The 18470-nt window shown below is 37.7% G+C and carries 16 protein-coding genes; 11 read left to right on the plus strand and 5 right to left on the minus strand.

Features of this window, described 5'->3' with window-relative positions:
• Positions 1 to 152 precede the first annotated feature (152 nt).
• Entirely contained in the window at positions 153 to 914 is a 762-nt protein-coding gene (locus tag AC106K_RS15190; protein ID WP_482446340.1) for a DeoR/GlpR family DNA-binding transcription regulator, read from the minus strand.
• 116 nt (positions 915 to 1030) lie between these two features.
• On the opposite strand from AC106K_RS15190, the gene AC106K_RS15195 reads away from it, so the two are divergent.
• From AC106K_RS15195 to AC106K_RS15245, 11 genes are all read left to right on the plus strand, one after another.
• Complete coding sequence (locus AC106K_RS15195; RefSeq protein WP_185288824.1) at positions 1031 to 2629, plus strand: glycerol-3-phosphate dehydrogenase/oxidase; 1599 nt, start codon at positions 1031 to 1033, stop codon at positions 2627 to 2629.
• 10 nt (positions 2630 to 2639) lie between these two features.
• On the plus strand, positions 2640 to 4136 hold the full coding sequence (gene glpK / locus AC106K_RS15200; protein ID WP_482446341.1) for a glycerol kinase GlpK: 1497 nt from the start codon (positions 2640 to 2642) through the stop codon (positions 4134 to 4136).
• A gap of 24 nt (positions 4137 to 4160) precedes the next feature.
• On the plus strand, positions 4161 to 4892 hold the full coding sequence (locus AC106K_RS15205; RefSeq protein WP_482446342.1) for an MIP/aquaporin family protein: 732 nt from the start codon (positions 4161 to 4163) through the stop codon (positions 4890 to 4892).
• Positions 4893 to 4907: 15 nt separating this feature from the next.
• Positions 4908 to 5717, plus strand: a complete 810-nt coding sequence (locus AC106K_RS15210) for a hypothetical protein (protein WP_482446343.1) — start codon at positions 4908 to 4910, stop codon at positions 5715 to 5717.
• Positions 5718 to 5964: 247 nt separating this feature from the next.
• Positions 5965 to 6387: a hypothetical protein gene (locus AC106K_RS15215; RefSeq protein ID WP_482446344.1), complete on the plus strand. Its 423-nt coding sequence runs from the start codon at positions 5965 to 5967 to the stop codon at positions 6385 to 6387.
• Between the two features lie 200 nt (positions 6388 to 6587).
• Positions 6588 to 7559, plus strand: a complete 972-nt coding sequence (locus tag AC106K_RS15220) for a hypothetical protein (protein ID WP_482446345.1) — start codon at positions 6588 to 6590, stop codon at positions 7557 to 7559.
• 109 nt (positions 7560 to 7668) lie between these two features.
• Positions 7669 to 10407, plus strand: a complete 2739-nt coding sequence (locus AC106K_RS15225; protein ID WP_482446346.1) for a hypothetical protein — start codon at positions 7669 to 7671, stop codon at positions 10405 to 10407.
• Between the two features lie 110 nt (positions 10408 to 10517).
• Positions 10518 to 11465, plus strand: coding sequence for a hypothetical protein (locus AC106K_RS15230; RefSeq protein ID WP_482446347.1), 948 nt, complete (start codon positions 10518 to 10520; stop codon positions 11463 to 11465).
• 25 nt (positions 11466 to 11490) lie between these two features.
• On the plus strand, positions 11491 to 11913 hold the full coding sequence (locus AC106K_RS15235) for a hypothetical protein (RefSeq protein ID WP_482446348.1): 423 nt from the start codon (positions 11491 to 11493) through the stop codon (positions 11911 to 11913).
• A gap of 232 nt (positions 11914 to 12145) precedes the next feature.
• Positions 12146 to 13087 (plus strand): hypothetical protein, encoded by a 942-nt coding sequence (locus tag AC106K_RS15240; protein ID WP_482446349.1) that lies wholly within the window; start codon positions 12146 to 12148, stop codon positions 13085 to 13087.
• A 2-nt stretch (positions 13088 to 13089) separates the two neighbouring features.
• Positions 13090 to 13482: a hypothetical protein gene (locus tag AC106K_RS15245; RefSeq protein ID WP_482446350.1), complete on the plus strand. Its 393-nt coding sequence runs from the start codon at positions 13090 to 13092 to the stop codon at positions 13480 to 13482.
• Between the two features lie 15 nt (positions 13483 to 13497).
• Here AC106K_RS15245 and AC106K_RS15250 read toward each other — a convergent pair whose 3' ends face one another.
• The 4 genes from AC106K_RS15250 to AC106K_RS15265 form a co-directional block, all read right to left on the minus strand.
• The gene (locus AC106K_RS15250) at positions 13498 to 13992 is read right to left on the minus strand and encodes a low affinity iron permease family protein (protein ID WP_482446351.1); all 495 of its coding nucleotides are present in this window, start codon (positions 13990 to 13992) and stop codon (positions 13498 to 13500) included.
• A gap of 112 nt (positions 13993 to 14104) precedes the next feature.
• A complete protein-coding gene (locus AC106K_RS15255; protein WP_482446352.1) occupies positions 14105 to 15307 on the minus strand; it encodes a PepSY-associated TM helix domain-containing protein in 1203 nt (400 codons plus the stop codon).
• Between the two features lie 81 nt (positions 15308 to 15388).
• Positions 15389 to 16006 carry a hypothetical protein gene (locus AC106K_RS15260; protein WP_482446353.1) on the minus strand — a complete coding sequence of 206 codons (618 nt, stop codon included), beginning with the start codon at positions 16004 to 16006 and terminating at the stop codon, positions 15389 to 15391.
• Between the two features lie 17 nt (positions 16007 to 16023).
• Positions 16024 to 18282 (minus strand): TonB-dependent siderophore receptor, encoded by a 2259-nt coding sequence (locus AC106K_RS15265; RefSeq protein ID WP_482446354.1) that lies wholly within the window; start codon positions 18280 to 18282, stop codon positions 16024 to 16026.
• Positions 18283 to 18470: the final 188 nt, after the last annotated feature.

Here is an 18470-nt window from a genome sequence, read left to right on the forward strand (position 1 = left end):
AAAAACACAATCACATCCCGATCTGTCATGATGACAATTTTACCTGCACTCAATAAAAAAACCTTGTGCATTCACAAGGTTTGTATTTCATAACGAGATAAGATGACAAAATCAACACTCGTTTTTCCATCAGCATACATAATATGATGATTCTATTTGATAACACTCACTCCAATTTCTTCCAAATTCAACTGGTCTTCTGATGAAATTCCATTATCCGTAATCAGATAATCGATCTGATCGAGAGATCCGATCTTACCGAAACCTTTTTTATTCAGCTTCGAAGAATCGGCAAGAATAATCGTCTGATCGGCACATTCAATCATCACCTGGTTCAGGTGTGCCTCTGCAGCATTGGAAGTACTGATCCCAAATTCCGGGTCAATACCATCTACTCCCAGGAAAAGTTTATTACAGGAAAACTGCTTGAGAATTCCCTCAGAAATAGAACCTACTATAGAAGTGGAACTTTTCCTCACCTCGCCTCCTAATTGAATGATGTTAATATTGGGATTATTGCAAAGTTCGATAGCCACCCGTAAAGAAGAAGTCAATACCGTAAGCGGACCGAAATTCACCAGCATCCTCGCGAGATAATGCATTGTAGTTCCCGAAGCCAGAATAATACAGTCATTTTCCTGAATCAATGAAAGCGCTGCCCTGGCAATAGCCTGCTTTGCCTCCACATTAATATTTTCCTTTTCTCCAACATTTTTTTCATAAGCATACCTTACCTGCTTACTGGCTCCACCATGATTTCTGAAAAGAAGTCCTAAACTTTCAAGATAGTTCAGATCCTTTCGGATCGTAACCGAAGACACATTAAATTTTTCGCACAGATCCTGAACAAGAACATGTCCTTTCTCGTCAAGCTCTTTCAATATTTCATCATGCCTTGGAATTAGCTTTTCCATTTTATTCGTTTCCTCAAAAGTACCGCTTTTTTTTCGTTCCTTAAAATTTCATTTATTTTCTTTTTGCTTTCATTTTTAATTTATATATTTGAAAACGAAACACAAACGAAACATTTATGAAACGAAACGAAGAACTCAGTAAGTTAACCCATGTAAAAGAATGGGACTTTATTGTCATAGGAGGTGGAGCTAGTGGTTTAGGGTCGGCATTAGACGCAGTAAGCAGAGGATTCAAAACTTTATTGCTTGAATCTCATGACTTTGCGAAAGCAACATCCAGCAGAAGTACCAAACTGGTACATGGCGGAGTAAGATATTTAGCACAGGGAGATGTAGGATTGGTGAAAGAAGCATTGAAAGAAAGAGGTCTTTTGGCTAAAAATGCAGCTCATATTGTAAAAAACCAGTCTTTCATTATTCCTAATTATACATGGTGGGGTGGAATCTATTATAAAATAGGATTATCCGTTTACGATTTCCTTGCCGGAAAACTAAGTTTGGGAAAAACGAAATACATCAGCAAATCGAAAACCGTTGAAAAACTGCCAACGATTGAACAAAATCATCTGATGAGCGGTGTTGTTTATCAGGATGGGCAATTTGATGATGCAAGGTTGGCAATCAACCTTACCCAGACCATTATTGAAAAAGGAGGAACAGCTATCAACTACATGAAGGTAGTGGGTCTTTTAAAAAATGATTCCGGAAAAATCATCGGGGTTACAGCCGAAGATCAGTTCAGCCAGGAACAATACCAGATCCATGGAAACGTGGTCATCAATGCCACAGGGGTATTTACCAATGACATTCTTAATATGAACAACCCTAAGCATGGAAAATTCGTTGTTCCAAGCCAGGGAATCCATTTGGTACTGGATAAATCTTTCCTGAAGAGCGATGATGCGATCATGATCCCGAAAACTTCAGACGGCAGAGTCCTGTTTGTTGTTCCATGGCACGACAGAGCTTTGGTAGGAACCACGGATACTTTATTAAAAGATGAAAGTTTCGAACCTCGTGCTTTGGAAGAAGAGATCAGTTTCGTTTTAAATACCGCAAGACAATATCTGTCTAAAAAACCAACCCGTGAGGATGTAAAATCTGTTTTTGCCGGGCTTCGTCCGCTTGCCGCTCCCAAAGACGGAAGCAAAAGTACTAAAGAGGTTTCCCGAAGCCATAAAGTGGTTACCTCCGACACAGGACTCATCTCCATCATCGGAGGAAAGTGGACCACTTACCGTAAAATGGCAGAGGATACGGTAAATGAAGCGATGAAAGTTCACAGACTGGGAAATACCCCGTCTAAAACGGAACATCTTTCCATTCATGGGAATGTAAAACCTGAACAGGTAGACAGAACCAATCATTTATATGTTTACGGATCAGACATCCCAGCCATAAAAGCATTACAGGAAAGCAACCCACGTTATGCTCAGAAGATCCACCCGGATCATCCTTTCACCGTAGCAGAAATAGTATGGGCCGTAAGACAGGAAATGGCAGAAACTATTGAGGATATTCTGGCCAGAAGAGTACGTCTTTTATTCTTAGATGCAAGAGCAGCGATTGACAGCGCACAAAATGTTTCCAGAATTATCGCTGAAGAAAAAGGATATTCTGAAGAATGGGCACAGAAACAGGAAAATGAATTCATTGATCTGGCGAGAGGTTATTTATTAACTCCTTATTCTCCTAAAGTTATTAACCTAAATTAACACTACCTATATGAATGAAAAACTAATTCTCGCTCTAGACCAGGGAACAACTTCCTCCAGAGCGATTTTATTCAACCACAGTGGAGAGATCAGGTATGTATCTCAGAAAGACTTCAGACAGATATTCCCTACCCCAGGCTGGGTAGAACACGACCCGAATGAAATATGGTCATCACAGATCTCCGTAGCTGCTGAAATTATAGCAAAAGCAGGAATCTCCGGATTGGAAGTAGCCGCCATCGGGATTACCAATCAACGGGAAACTACTGTTGTATGGGATAAAGAAACCGGCGAGCCCATCTACAATGCTATCGTTTGGCAAGATCGTAGAACTTCAAAATACTGCGATGAGCTGAAAGAACAGGGGCATGCTGAAACCATCAAAGAAAAAACAGGACTTGTACTGGATGCCTACTTCTCTGCCACCAAACTGAAATGGATTCTCGACAATGTAGATGGAGCAAGAGAAAAAGCAGAAGCCGGAAAATTATGCTTCGGAACCGTTGATACATGGCTTGTCTGGAAACTTACCCGTGGCAAAATGTTCATCACCGATGTATCCAATGCCAGCAGAACAATGCTCCTGAACATCCATACCCTGGAATGGGACGATGATCTTTTGGAATTATTCAACATTCCTAAAGCCATCCTTCCTGAAGTAAAGCAAAGCAGTGAAGTATATGGAGAAACAGCCACTACCCTGTTTTCCACTAAAATTCCTATTGCCGGAATCGCAGGAGATCAGCAGGCGGCCTTATTCGGACAGATGTGTACTTCTCCCGGAATGGTAAAGAATACTTACGGAACAGGATGTTTCTTATTAATGAATACAGGAAAAGAAGCTGTTTCTTCTAAAAACAACCTTCTTACCACAGTAGCATGGAAGATCAATGGAGAAGTCAATTATGCTTTAGAAGGAAGTGTTTTTGTAGGCGGAGCTGCTATCCAATGGTTGAGAGACGGGCTTAAGCTGATCGATTCTTCTGATCAGGTCAATGAACTGGCAGCTTCTGTTGAAGATAATGGCGGTGTTTATTTTGTCCCTGCTCTTACCGGACTAGGTGCTCCTCACTGGGATCAATATGCAAGAGGAACTGTTGTAGGCATTACCAGAGGAACTACCGAAGGACATATTGCCAGAGCTACTTTAGAAGGAATTGCATTCCAGGTTTATGATATTGTAAAAGCGATGGAAGCTGATTCCGGAAGAGAAAGTCTTGAATTGAGAGTAGATGGCGGCGCTTCAGCAAGCGACCTGCTTATGCAGATACAGTCTAATTTATTCGGATTTAAAATCACAAGGCCAAAAACTTTAGAAACTACAGCTCTTGGTGCTGCTTATCTTGCCGGTCTTGCCGTAGGATACTGGAAAAGCATCGATGAAATACAGGCTCAGTGGATTGTAGACAAAGATTTCCATCCTCAACTGGAAAGAGAAAAAGTAGATAAAATGATCCATATGTGGAACAAAGCTGTTTCCCGTGCTCAAAGCTGGATAGAAGATTAATTTCCTGACCTTAAAAAAACTCACATGACTCCATTTATTGCAGAATTAATAGGCACAGCACTCCTTGTATTATTAGGAAATGGTGTTGTAGCCAACGTTGTATTGAAAGATACTAAAGGAAATAATTCAGGCTGGATTGTAATTACCACCGCATGGGCACTTGCTGTTTTTGTAGGGGTAACAGTTGCAGGACCTGTAAGCGGTGCCCATCTGAATCCCGCTGTAACGATTGGCCTGGCCACTGCCGGAAAATTCTCTTGGGATCTCGTTCCGTCTTATATCGCAGCTCAGATGATCGGCGGAATGCTGGGCGCATTTCTTGTATGGCTCTTCCATAAGGATCATTTTGCGATTACTGAAGACGAAGGCGCCAAACTGGCCTGTTTCAGTACCAGTCCTGCTATCAGAAAAACATCTTCCAATCTTATCAGTGAAATCATTGGAACATTTGTCCTTGTCTTTGTGATCTTTTATTTTTCAGATCCGAGTATTTCGCTTCATGCCGATCCGTCAGCAAAAGTAGGTCTTGGCTCTGTAGGGGCAATCCCTGTCGCGTTTCTTGTTTGGGTAATCGGATTATCTTTGGGAGGAACTACAGGATACGCCATTAACCCGGCTAGAGATCTTGCACCAAGAATAATGCACGCTATTCTTCCGGTAAAAGGGAGCAGCGATTGGAGCTATGCCTGGATTCCCGTGTTAGGACCTGTTACCGGAGCTGTACTTGCGGCATTAGTATTCACGATGTTAAAATAAAAAACTAAGAATACAATGACGAAAATCTTAAAGGGAATCTTCCTGCTTGTATTAAGCACAGGAAAGTTATTTTCTCAGGAAAGCAGCGAAACGAACACTTCCAAAGAAGGCAGACTTGATTTTACAGCCAATATTCAGAACAATCACTTGTGGAGAGGATTGATCATCACGGATAAACCTGTGGTCATGGGAAATCTTTCTTACGCTTTGGATGCTGAAAAGAAATGGAAAATTGGTATTTGGGGAGCTTCAGCCCTTGCAGATGATAAAGACAATACCCATTATAAGGAGATCAATTACTATGTTCAATATTCTAACGGACGTTTTTATATCGGATTATGGGATCTTTACAACTCAAGGAATATCAACACGGCTGTGGCTGCAGATGATATTTTCAGTTACTCGCAGAGGAGAACGGCTCACATTATCGATTTAAGAACGAATTATACCTTCGGACCGTCTTTTCCAATCAATATTGAAGCTGACATCATGCTGTACGGAGGAGCGAATGCGGGAGAAGTGATCCTGGAGCCGGATGGAAGCTATAAAAAGAACAGGTATTCTACTTATGTTCAGGCAAGCTATCCTGTGATTAGTGGACAAAAAGTAAATCTTGACGCTTTTGTAGGGGCAGGATTTTCATTAAACGGCAATACCTTTTTGTATAGCAATGGAAAAAATAATTTTGACATTGTCAATGTGGGGGTAAAAGCCGGAAAGGTCATTAAAATCACAGACCATTACAGTCTACCCGTTTCTATGATGGCGATGTGGAATCCTTCTAATAAGTATGCAAGGATTCAGTTGGCGGCAACTGTTTTTTAATCTGATTTTAACTCATGATATAGGCCACTCCTTTTGGGGTGGTTTTTTGCTTTATGGAGGAAAAGGCCACCCCGTCAAAAATTCTTTGAATTTTTGACACTCCTCCAAGGGAGGGGAATGCTCTTACAAATTGTAGAGTCTGGTTGAAAAGGGAGTTTGAGAGTTTAGGATTTGCTATGGACCATAAATCACCGGGATTTTACGGTTTATAGGTTTGACAGATATTTTTAACTTTGAATAAAAAAATATGAAAAAGATTTTCAGTTTAATGATTCTGTGTATAAGTATGTTCACTTTGGCACAACAGGCCAAACTTCCCTTTACAGGCCACAGAAGTTTTGACATTATGGAAGGCTACAGTGGCACTGGCACTCCTCATTATTATCTGGATGTGAAAAAAAACGGAGATGTCTTTTTTGGATATGTACAGGTGAACCAGGCCAATCAAAAAGAGACTAAAGAGGAAGTAAATGCCGGGAAATACGCCCCAAATAAAGTCATGAAAGTACATTTCAAAAAAGGGGAAGAAACTTTCTTTGTCAAATTTGATAAGAATAAAATCTTTATGACCGATGAGAAAGGAAATGTTCTGAATCTTGAAGGCTGCTGTTCTTCCAAAGAAAGTATGGATAAGGATACGTGTAATTGTGAAAGCGAGTTGTATGAGTAGGGACAATATTTAACCACCCCGTCAAATCGAAGATTTGCCACCCCTCCAAGGGAGGGGAATAGTTATACCGATTTTGTTCCTTGTAGGAATGAGGATTGGGGAATACCAATTATATTTTCCCACTTTATCACCGGGATTTTACGGTTTATGGTTTAGGTAAATATCTTTACTTTTGAAGAATCAATTTTGCACACCTCAGTATGAAAATACTAAAGATTTTATGGATTTTATTTTTTATTGTTTCCTGCAGTGAAAAAGAGAATCACCCTTACACATTTTATTATTGGAAAACGAATCTGAAACTTGACCAGGAAGAAAAGAAGGTTTTAGATCAAGCAACGGTTCCTTTTTTATATACAAGATTTTTCGATGTAGATAAGGTAGGCGGAAAATTCCAGCCTGTTGCTGTTATTACAAAAGACAAGAGTTTCCAGACGGATAAGCAGATCGTGCCAACTGTTTTTATCACAAATCCAACTTTAGTCGGGATTAGTCAGGAAGAAATCAGATTTTTGGCAGAAAGCGTTCATCACCTGGTTCAGAAGAAAGCAGAGGAATACCATTTAAAGATAAATAATGAAATTCAAATCGACTGCGACTGGACAGCAGGCACACGGGATGATTATTTTAAATTTTTAAAAGAACTTAAAAGAATTTCCGGAAAGGAAGTTACCTGCACTTTACGCCTTCATCAGGTTAAAGATAAAAAACAAACAGGAATTCCCCCTGTTGATAAAGTTTATCTGATGTGCTACTCTACTTCTTCCCCATTAGAAAAATCAGATAAAAATTCTATTCTGGATGTGAATATCCTGAAAAGCTATCTTTCGAAAATGGAAGACTACCCTGTCAAAAAAATTGAAGTGGCTTTACCTATTTATTCATGGGGAATCATTACGAATCATCTCGGCAAGCATAAACTCATCAATGCTCTTTCTAAAAAGGATCTCGACAACCCTAACTTTAAGAAGATGTCAGACTTTGAGGCTGAAGTTCTGAAAGACGGCTTTTATTTCGGACATTACCTCAATAAAGGTTTTACAATAAAGGTTGAAGAGATTTCGAAAGAACAGCTGGAAGACGTAACCCGTTTTCTCCAGAAAAAAATACCTCACTTTAATATTATTTATTATCAATTAGATAGTAAATTTGTATTAGATCGGAAATTTTAAATCTTTTACAGATTAAGACAGAGAATATATAATCAATATCTTATGTAATTTCTATCTGCAGCCAGATTACAAAATAACTCTATAAAAACTAAAAAACACTACACACCCTATGAAAAAGTATATTCTTTCACTTGCGGTTGTATCTCTTTTCTACACCAACTCCAACGCCTGCGCATGGTCGGATCCGGATTATGAATACTTCAATCTTTTTACGCAGAGCATCATTAAGGATAAATCTTACCTTCCTTTTCTTCGTACTTATTCTACACGGTTTTTTGGGGATTACAATCCTTCTGTGATTCCTGATGACAATATTGAAACATGGAAAAAGTATTTCAATAATCAGCTAAATTATGCAGAGACCAAAGATCTTGTTTATAAAGTAAGCATGAACGATCTCAATGCACTGAAAAACGGAACTCCCTCCAACCCTCTTCTACAAAAACTTGGAATTAATTTTTATCAGAAATATAAAGAAGGAATTGATTATTTAATTGAGGCCAAATACCTGGAGCCTTACATGAGTATCAATTATATTGAAAGTGAAAACTCATTTTACTATAATAGAGATGAGAACAGAAAGAATGCTACAGCGCTGGATTACAATAAAACGATCAGTGCACTGACTTCTTTATATAATGCTGCCAGAAATCCTGAAATAAAGCAACGCTACGGATACCAGCTTGTACGTCTGAATCATTATACCAGAAATTATAACTCAGCGATGCAGGCCTTCAAAAGCTATATTGAGCCTATTAAATTAAAAGGTACCGTCTATTATATGGCTTTGGATCAATTGGCAGGTGCTCAAAGAGGCATGGAAATGAACAGTGATGCCAACTGGAACTTCTTTCAGGTATTTATGAAAAGTAAGGACCGTAAGGAATCGGCTTTTGTTTCTATGAAACTTTCGGACACAGCTTCTTTCAGTAATATTATGAAAAGAGCCAATACGAGTGAGGAAAAGAATATGGCTTACTTCCTTTTAGGGTATGAAGATTTCAACAATCCTATTCCTACTATGGAAAAGATGTTTGACATCAATCCGGACTCTGAAATCCTGAAGGTAATGGCCGTAAGAAGCATCAATGAGCTGGAAAGAAGTTACCTTCCCACCTATTATTACACTTCTGATTCCTATGGAAGAGTATCTGTCTACAGGGGAAATACTGAAAATCATACTTCAAAAGACGCCGCTTCAGATAAAACAACCACGGAGGCAAAAGAGGTAAAAGAAGAAAAAATCTCTTTCTGGCAGAAAATTGTAAGGTTTTTCAAAAATCTTTTCGGCGGTTCCAAATCGGATTCATCTGCCACTGGAAGTAAAACGGACCAAAGTGATGATGAGCTATTGAATAATCCCAACAGAATTCCTTTTTACACAACCGGATATAGCGGCTATGATGATCAGACTAAAGATTATCTGAATGATCTTGAAAAGTTCACTTCAAAGACGAAAGAGAAATCAAAAGATGAATACTGGCAGATTGCAGATGCTTATCTTAAATTTTTAAAGAAAGACTATAAAGAAAGCACTGAAATCCTGAACGACATCAAAACCACCAACCCTGAGTATCTGGAAGAAATTAAAAGAATGAAAGTTCTTAATGACATTGTTTCTCAGCCAAAAGTGGATGCCGCTTTTGAAGATCATCTGATGAAAGACTATGCTGAATATTTTGTGGAAAAAGAAGTGAAAAAAGATACAGCAAATGTCAACAGTGATTACGACTATTATGGAAATGCACCTTCCACTGCTGATTTCCTAAAAGACGTAATGGCCAACCGTTACTTCCTTCAGGGAGAGGATGGAAAATCTTTCCTGATGAATAACAAGCTTTCTGATCTTCAGTACAACCCGAACTCCAGCCTGGTACAAAGTGTTGAAGAGTTCTACAGAAAACCTAACAAAACCCAGTTTGAACAGCAAATTATTGCCAAAAATATGGATAGCGTAGGAAATATAGATGCTTTCTTTAATACGATCTATGGTGACAGAGCAATTCGGCTTGCTGATTTTGAAAAGGCCAAATCCTATTATGAAAAGGCTCAGAAGTTTGGAGGAATACCAAGACAGGATTATGAGAGATACAATCCTCAAACCGGGAACTATGAAAAACTTGTATATAATGGAAAAAATTATGATGGGTTCAATAATATTTCTGATTTAGTTTTCGGTCATAATGTATGGGAAAGCTACCAAAGTACAGCAGATGAGTCTATGAAATCTGAAGGTTTTACAGATTTCCCTTTCATCAAAAGCAATATGAATAAACTGGAACTGACAGACATTCTGATCCAGCTTAAAAAGATTGGAACGGGTAATGATGAAAAAGCAGCAAGAGCCAATCAGCTTATCGGAAACCTGCTGTATAATACTTCTATTTTAGGCTATTACCGTCAATTGTTTGTAATGGACATTGACAATAGTAATGGCGGGAAATATTACTTCTGGAATAATGATAAAGGTAATCCGTATAAGTATTATTATAAAAACTTCCTTGATACGTCTTACATAGAACCTGATAATTTTGATTTAGCCATCAACTATTACCAAAAAGCCCTTAAGTTTTCTAAGAATAAAGAAGAAAAGGCTAGAATTCTATTCCAGATGGCGAGTGCAGAGCAGGGTAAATACTACCAGTATGAAGCTAAAGCTCCAAAAGACTTCGATTATTCTGATCCGAAGTGGTCTGAAAAAGAAGATGCCCGCCAAAAAGAGATGGATAATCTGAGAAACCAGAAATACAGAACTTATTTTGCTCAGCTGAAAGCACAGTATTCAGATACTGAAACAACAAAGAATCTAATGGGTAGCTGTTCTTATTTTAGTTATTTTATGAGGTAATAGTAATAGACAGGCTTTTTATCGCAACTACGGAAAACTCTTCTTAAAAAGGAAGAGTTTTTTGAGAAAAAGGTTGAATTTTGAACCTTAAAATTTAAAATACTAAAACCATGAAATCAACAAATGCTGTAGAAAAAGGTAACAAGCCCCACCAGCAGGCGAAAAAGCAGACCACTCATCCTTCAAATCTTAATGCAGAAACACTATATAAAAAACTCAAAGAAAGCCTAGACAGAACCGGCAATATCAATCATCCTGAGACTAAAAAGTTTGAAAAAAGCTATATGATGATTTTAAGTGTTGATCAGTTGCGTCTTTATAATGACATGAAACTGAAAGCACTTAACTCAGACGGTTCACCTAAACAAAGAACATGTGGTACGTGCGGAAGAAAAGAATCCAAGGAGCAAAAGGCTTACAGGTTAAAATATCAAAGAATTGCTGAAACGGTTAATGCTGCTTCCGGAGGAGGACTTTCCCGTGAAAAGTCAGACAAGGAAGTTGACCCATATTCGTTGTTTTATCAATGGGTATTTGGAACAGGTAAAGCCGTGAGAAATTTTGATGAAAATTCTAAAATGGGAAAACAATTCTTACGAATTGATGAAATATATTTTGGCATCGAAGAGCTTTTGGGCCTTTATTTAAAAGATGGTACCAGATCCAAGGATGTCAGCCGAAATAATCCTAAAAAATTCAACACTGGAAGTCAATGGCTTGATGATGCGGAATATATGGCGGATGCTTTAAGTACCATTCTTACTAATCCAACAAGTACATTTCATGGAAGTTTTGTTGCAAAGGCAAGCATTATAAAAGTGGATCGTGGCAATCTTATAGATACTTATACTGTAAAAGTAACTTGTACAGATTATATGGGTGCAACATCGGGCACTAGAAACCCTCCGGTTAAAGGTAAATATTCTGGCAAGGCTACTATTCCCAACAACTATTATGGTCCCAATGGATATATGAGAACAATACAAGTCAATTATAATCTGACAACCAAGCTACATAAGGCTGCTCTCGCAAGACAAGTAACTAATTTATTCAACTAAAAACATAATAATTTAATAAAATACTATGAAAAATAATACGTTTGTAAAGTTTGTATTCATACTACTATTTTCTATCGGTTTATCCAGCTGTGACTATTATAGTGAAAAAGATGCAAAAAAATACTTGCCAGGAACATATTTATATACATTTCCATCAGGAGAGGCTTCGATACTAAAATTGAATTCAGACTTTACATTTAACAATAAAGTTTATTCTAAAGATAAAAAACAAGTGTTATATGAAACGAATGGAACCATTGAAGCAGACGGGAAAACCATTACATGTAATAATTTTTTGTTGTTTACTGATCACAATGAGTCAGATATGATATTCTCAAAACCTGATATTGGTGTTTCGACTGCTTATTGGGAAAAACCAAAAGATAGTAAAGATGTTTTAGAAATTGAATATAACGTATATAATTACATATTTAAAAAAATAGAATAATGATCTTAATCTAAAGTTTGTGAGGTCTTTTTGCTGTTCAAAGTCCCTAACATTGAATTACCCTATTCGGAATTTTCTGATATTTCAAAAATATCAATACATTTACAAATACAGTAAAAGGCTATCCTAAACTTTGGAAAAACTTCTTATTGCATCTACAGGAATCATCCCTTCAAAAACAAGGAATTCTCCAAAAAAAAGGCGAATTTCGAATCTTAAAAACTATTAAAACATGAAATCAATACACCCTGTAGAAGCAAGTAATAAGCCTCACCAGCAAATGCAACGGCCAATGACTCCTCATTCGAACTCAGGTTCAGAATTACTATATAAAAAACTTCAAGAAAGCCTGGCAAGAACCGGCAATTTTAATCATCCTGAGACTAAAGAGGTTGAAAAAAGTTTTATGACGACTTTGAACGTTGATCAGATGCGTAATTATCTAGATATAAAATCAGCAATGTACAGCTCGCAGGCTATTACAAATGATAGCTGGCCATACCCAATTACAATAAGAGGGTTTGCTCCGTTTAAACATTTTGGATTTGGGTACCACGGAGATAATAGAGGTTACTCAACAGGAAATGTCTCAGCTAGAGTGCATCAGGTAATAAATTTTGATACTGATAAAACATCAATCACAACGAATGCCTGGAGTAGTCCGACTTGGAAAACATCCGATCCCAGTAATAAAAAGACAGCAATACCTTCGGTTAGATTTACAAGAGATTCTGTGATAAGTTCAAAAGGGGATAATACAACATTTGATTTTGGTTCCCATGTTGGAGCGGCTAATCCACTTACTCCACCTGGTACACCAGAAATTGACATATTTTCAAATTTTTCTATTACTGAAAATGAAAAAGAAGGTACTCTTTCAGTCAGTGGTTCTCTGAGAGGAGATAATTTCCCTAGTACAGAAGCCTTTATTACAGATTCTTCAGGGAATAATTTATTTATTGGAGTGGGACAAATAGCGGCAGGAGTTGATAAAGATTTTGGACCCTTCACGGAATTACCATTCAAAAATGAAAGGCCTATTACCCGTTTTAACTTTATAATTACTACAGATAAGAAAGGCAATTTTACAGGAGTTAAAGAAGGAAAAACAACTTATAGTATAAAAGATTGGAATAAACGATTCATCTCTCAACCTACTCAAAAACAAAAATAATTATGAAAAAAGTATTAAAAATTGCATTGACAAACTGGGTCAATATTTTAACGGTGTATATCTTTATGTTTGGATGGCTGTTTATTTCTGAGTTAGTTCCAGGTATTGCAACTTTAAAGGATGCGCTCTATAATACTTTTGGAAGTTTAATTGTTTACGACCTTCCCTTTTGGCTAGGGTTTTCGATGCTAATTGCTTTATTAGACGTTCTATTCTTTAGTTTTGACAAAAAGTCGCAATACACAAATTATATATTAATTTTTGAGTGGTTGCTTATTAGTTTGCCATTTGTTTATTGGCTGATAAAGTATAATCAATGGATATTTTTAGTTGCAATATTTGCTTTTTCAATAGGCCAGTATTTAAGACGACCTTATATATTTAAAATATTGTAGTAGTACAAACCCTCGTTATTGCGAGGGTTTATTATTTTTCTGCAACCATTCTTCATGCTTTCTTCTAAAAAACTCATGTTTATAATCATGATTTCTCTGTGCCGCATCAATAGAGTGAGAAGTATGTATATCCAAATCATTCTTGGCCAACTGGGCAAGCTGTTCATAATAGTGATGAAGCTGGTCCAGTTCCATTTCTGTAAGGTCTTCAATATCTACAATCCGGTTGCTTGCCTTTTCGTGAGCAGCAATGAGCTCGTTCAGTTTAATCTGTATCGCTTTTGAGTCTTTATTCTGTGCTTTCTGAATAAGAAAAACCATAAGAAAGGTAATAATGGTAGTTCCGGTATTGATAACGAGCTGCCATGTTTCAGAATAATGAAAAAACGGACCGGTAACAGCCCATGCGATCACAATAAACATAGCGCCAAGAAATGCAAACTGGCTTCCGGTAAATTTTACGGCCCAGTTAGAAAATTTTTCGAAAAAATTATTATTCCTATGATTCATACCAATTACTTTTATATTAATAAATGTATAAAATTAACTTGACATCAAAGAGATAAAATGAAAAAGTGAGGGATGTAAAGCTGAAGCTTCTTTCTGCCCTCTTCAAAAAAACTTATTTATGATTTATCTTTCTATATCTGTGCCACCAGATCAGAAATCCTGTAATGGGCAATGAACATCCGATTAGGGATATAATAAAGTACAATATAATACTCGGCAATCCCATAATTTCTCCGGTATGCAATGGCTTAGCCAGAGAGGTAAACTGTTTGTTCAAAGGTTTATCAGCAAATAATTCTTTGGTTTTAAAAACGCCGGTTTTATCAAAAGTGACTTCATCAGGAAGCATCATCCCCAGTAGATTATTGGTATTGGTTTTAATAACGACGTACCTGGGATTGTCTTTATTTGGAAGTTCTATACTGGTCACCGCCTTGTAAGGAAGATGCTGATCGGAAAGTTTCAAAATCTCATCGATGGAAGCCGAAGCTACATCTTTAAGGTTTTTCTTTTCATCCTGCTTCTGAAGCATATCTTCCAGAAGGCCTCCAAAGGCATCATCACCATTATCTTTCTCCTTAGAAATATTGTCTATTGAAGATCCGCCCAAACTAACGATAATACCATTTTTCACCCAGGGATACGTGACGTACAATCCGGTCACCGCAATAAAGAAGAGCATCAGAAAAGTATAAAAACCAAGGGTATTATGAAGGTCATAATTGACCCGCTGAAATTTGGCTTTCCACATGACGGTTAAGCCCTGTTTCAGAAACTTGAGTTTTTTAGGAAGCCAAAGGATCAAACCAGAAATCAGGAGAACGCAAAAAATCAATACCGATGCTCCTACGATCTGGCGGCCCACATTTCCCATCATCAGATTTCTATGGAGATCGAGAACCATTTCAAAGAACCTGCCCGATCCTACTTCCGGCTGCCCAAGTATCTTGCCCGTATACTGATTGTAATAAGCACTTTTGTCCAGCTGATTTTCACGGTAGCCAATCATATAGGATCTCCCTTTATCATCAGGAATCATCATCGAGGTAAGCTCCTTATTCTGTTTCAAGAGCTCAGCCTGGATCAGATCAGGATTTTTTACCTTATCAAAATCTGGACTGATATATACTTTATCCCGGTTAGTAAAATCGGTAATCTGATTTTTGAATGCATACAGACAACCGGTGACACACATCACAAAAACAATTATAGATGATAAAAGCCCCAGCCAGAGATGCAACAGCCACGTCAGATATTTGGTGACTGATTCATTTTTCCTTCTTTTCCTGTAAAGACTTTTAAATAATGTTTTCATCTGGGGTATTAATGACAAAAACATTAAGACCTTTGACGATCTTAATGTTCTTTAAATTAAAATTAATATGAATGTTTAAAGTTATTTTCTTCCTTTGAACTGTACATCCTTCACAATTTCTTCGAATTTTGTATAGTGCTCCGGAGTCAGTGCTTTCTGAATAGCAGCTTTTCTCTGCGTATCAAATTTCTCCCAATATTCTTTGGCCAGATCATTATTTCCGTGGTACACATCATGGGCATCGTTGAATGCTTTTTCGAATGCATCATTGGCTGCGTTTACCACTTTGAATTCATCTTCTGAAAGCTGAGCTTCTGCTTTTATTCTTTCTAAAAGAGCATTATCATATCTTGGTCTTTTTCTGGAATTTTCATCAACGAATTTATTGAATTTTTCCATTTGAGGACCATCCAGTACTTTAGCCATTTCAAGAGCCTGTTGTGCTCTCAGTTCTTCACTTTTGATGCCTAAGGCCACACGGTCCATATTTCCTCCCTGTGCTTTTGCAGCCTGGAAGTTCTGCTCCTGAAGGTCCTGGTATTTTTTAGTGATCTCATCGAAACTTTTTACCTGATCCGGGGTAAGCTGTACTTCGGTTTTGAACTCGTTATAGTCAATTCCTTTCTTCTTATCTCCTGAACATGACATGGTAACCGCTCCAAGAGCTAATGCTAAGAATACTGTTTTTACACTTTTCATAATTGATGATTTGTTGATTAGAATTTATAGTTTACCTGTACGGCAAAGTTTCTTGGCTGAATCTGATCGATATATCCACCTCTGAAATAAGAGCTGTACCCTACACTATCAAAGATATTGTTGAAGAATACTCTTACGCCCATTCCGTTTTTCAGTGAATAACCTACCTGAGCATCTACCGTAGTATATTCAGGCATATCGAAAGGTTGATCTCCTGCTTTTACACTATTGATGTGTCCGGCTGTAAATGTTTTCTGAGTCCACTCATCTACAGGACGTTTCCCTACATAATAAATACCTGCACCAATATCTACTCTATCTAAGATTCCTCTGTTGAATTTATAATTCAACCATGCGTTGGCAGTATGTTTCGGAGCATTCATTGGTCTTGACCCGTTGATGTATGCCGGGCTATCCTGATACTGAGCATCTAAATACGCCCATCCGGACATCACCTGAAGGTTAGGTAAAATTCTTCCGATCAACTCTACTTCTACCCCTTTTCTTTTCAGATTACCAGCCAATCCGTAAAGGATATTATTCTGTTTATCTTTTATAGGATTATAATTTTTATCCAGGATCTGGAATGAAAGATTATCGGTATTGATGTCAAAATAAGTAACATTGAATCTCAGACGTTCATTGAACCAGTCTGACTTGATCCCTGCTTCCCATTGTCTTGTCTGTGATGGTCCTACCAATCCTCCAACCTGAAGAATATTATTGGAAGATCTCAATGAAGTCGTTGTTGTATAAGATCCAAATACATTAATATTTTCAATTGGAGAAAGGATCAATCCGAAAGATGGGTTCCATGTATCAACAGTTTCATTAGCTGAACCATTCAATCTGCTGTATCTTACCCCTAAATGTGCTTTTACATATTTACCGATCGACATGACATCCTGTGCCATTGCTCCGATGCTTGGAGTCATCACCGCATTGGAACGTCCAAGACTTTTATAAACAACATTTACGGGAAGAGTATTTGGAATAGATCCGTTCACTACATCAAATGTATCTAATGGGTTGGCAGCATACTTTACACCGTTTATTTCTGTTGGTCTTGCCGTAATCAGGTTGGCATCAGCAATAGAGTTTTTGTACGCTTCATACGTTACAGAAGAGGTCTCTGTCTCTCTCCAGTCAAATCCAACCTGGAAGGTGTGCTTGATGAATCCCGTTTTTACCTGTTCACCGATGAAATCCAATTGTAAAACTCTGTTGATGTCCAATGATTCGGATTTACCAATAGTACGCTGTCTTATATTATAATTTGTACCTCCCGTTGGTAAAGATATTGATGAAGCTTCATTCGCTGAATTGCTTGTAGAGTTGACGAAAGCAACTCTCACTTTCAGTTTATCATTAAGCTGACGAATGGCTGTAGTCGCAAAATTATATGTTTCTGTAGTGGCAAAATCTGAAGTATATCCAAGGAATTTTCCTTTTGGCATATGGTATAATGCTTCTGTATCTCCAGGCGCCAGGTTGATGGTTCCTCTGTCCGGAGTTCTTTTGTCATGTAAGTAATCCATCTCTACATTGATGTAGGTCTTATCATCCGGACGGAAAGCTATTGAAGGATTCACATAGATTCTTTCTCCTTTTACATGGCTTCTGAATGAATTGTTATTCTGATAGGCTCCGTTGAATCTTACAGCGACTTTCCCCTGAGAATCCAAAACTCTCTGGAAATCTACTGTAGGTCTGTAAAAATCCCAGCTTCCGTAACGGAATCCGACATTGGTCTGATCAATGAACTGAGGTCTTTTCGTCACCACGTTGATCACTCCCCCTGCAGAACCTAATCCATTACCGATACCCTGGCTTACTGCAGCAGAACCTTTAATCACCTGAATGCTTTCTACTCCCTGCATATCCGTCATCAATCCTGCCGTACGGAAATCAGAATCCATCTGAACACCGTTCTTCAGTACAGGAACTCCACGGTATCCTCTGATCGACATACTTTCACTTCCACCACCGTAGCTGGAGAACAATGTTACTCCCGGTACATTCTTAGCAACATCAGTGACTGTAAGTGCTCCTAATTCTTCAATTGCTTTATGGGAGATCACAGAAATACTCTGAATCTGATCTCTGGTTTTCAACGGCAATCTTGTGATTGCTTCCAAACCTTGCGGCTGTTTCTTTCTTTCACCAAACAGTTCTACTTCTTCGATCTTTTTGTGTTTGATCGAATCATTCGTCTTCTGTGCATTTGCAAGAACCCCACCCAATAACAGCAGAGAAAAGGATACTACTTTATTCATCTGATAATTTTTTGCAAAATTATTATTTTTATTAATTCTAAATAAATAAATCAAACTGACATATGTCACCTACTGCAGAACTATAAATGTCAGATTAAAAGGGCATCCGGAAATATGCTAAGGATCTTTAACTATACTCTATCAATCATTAAAGTAAATGAATCAAATCCTTATTATCAATCAAAATA

This window comes from Chryseobacterium sp. FR048 (assembly GCF_056844665.1).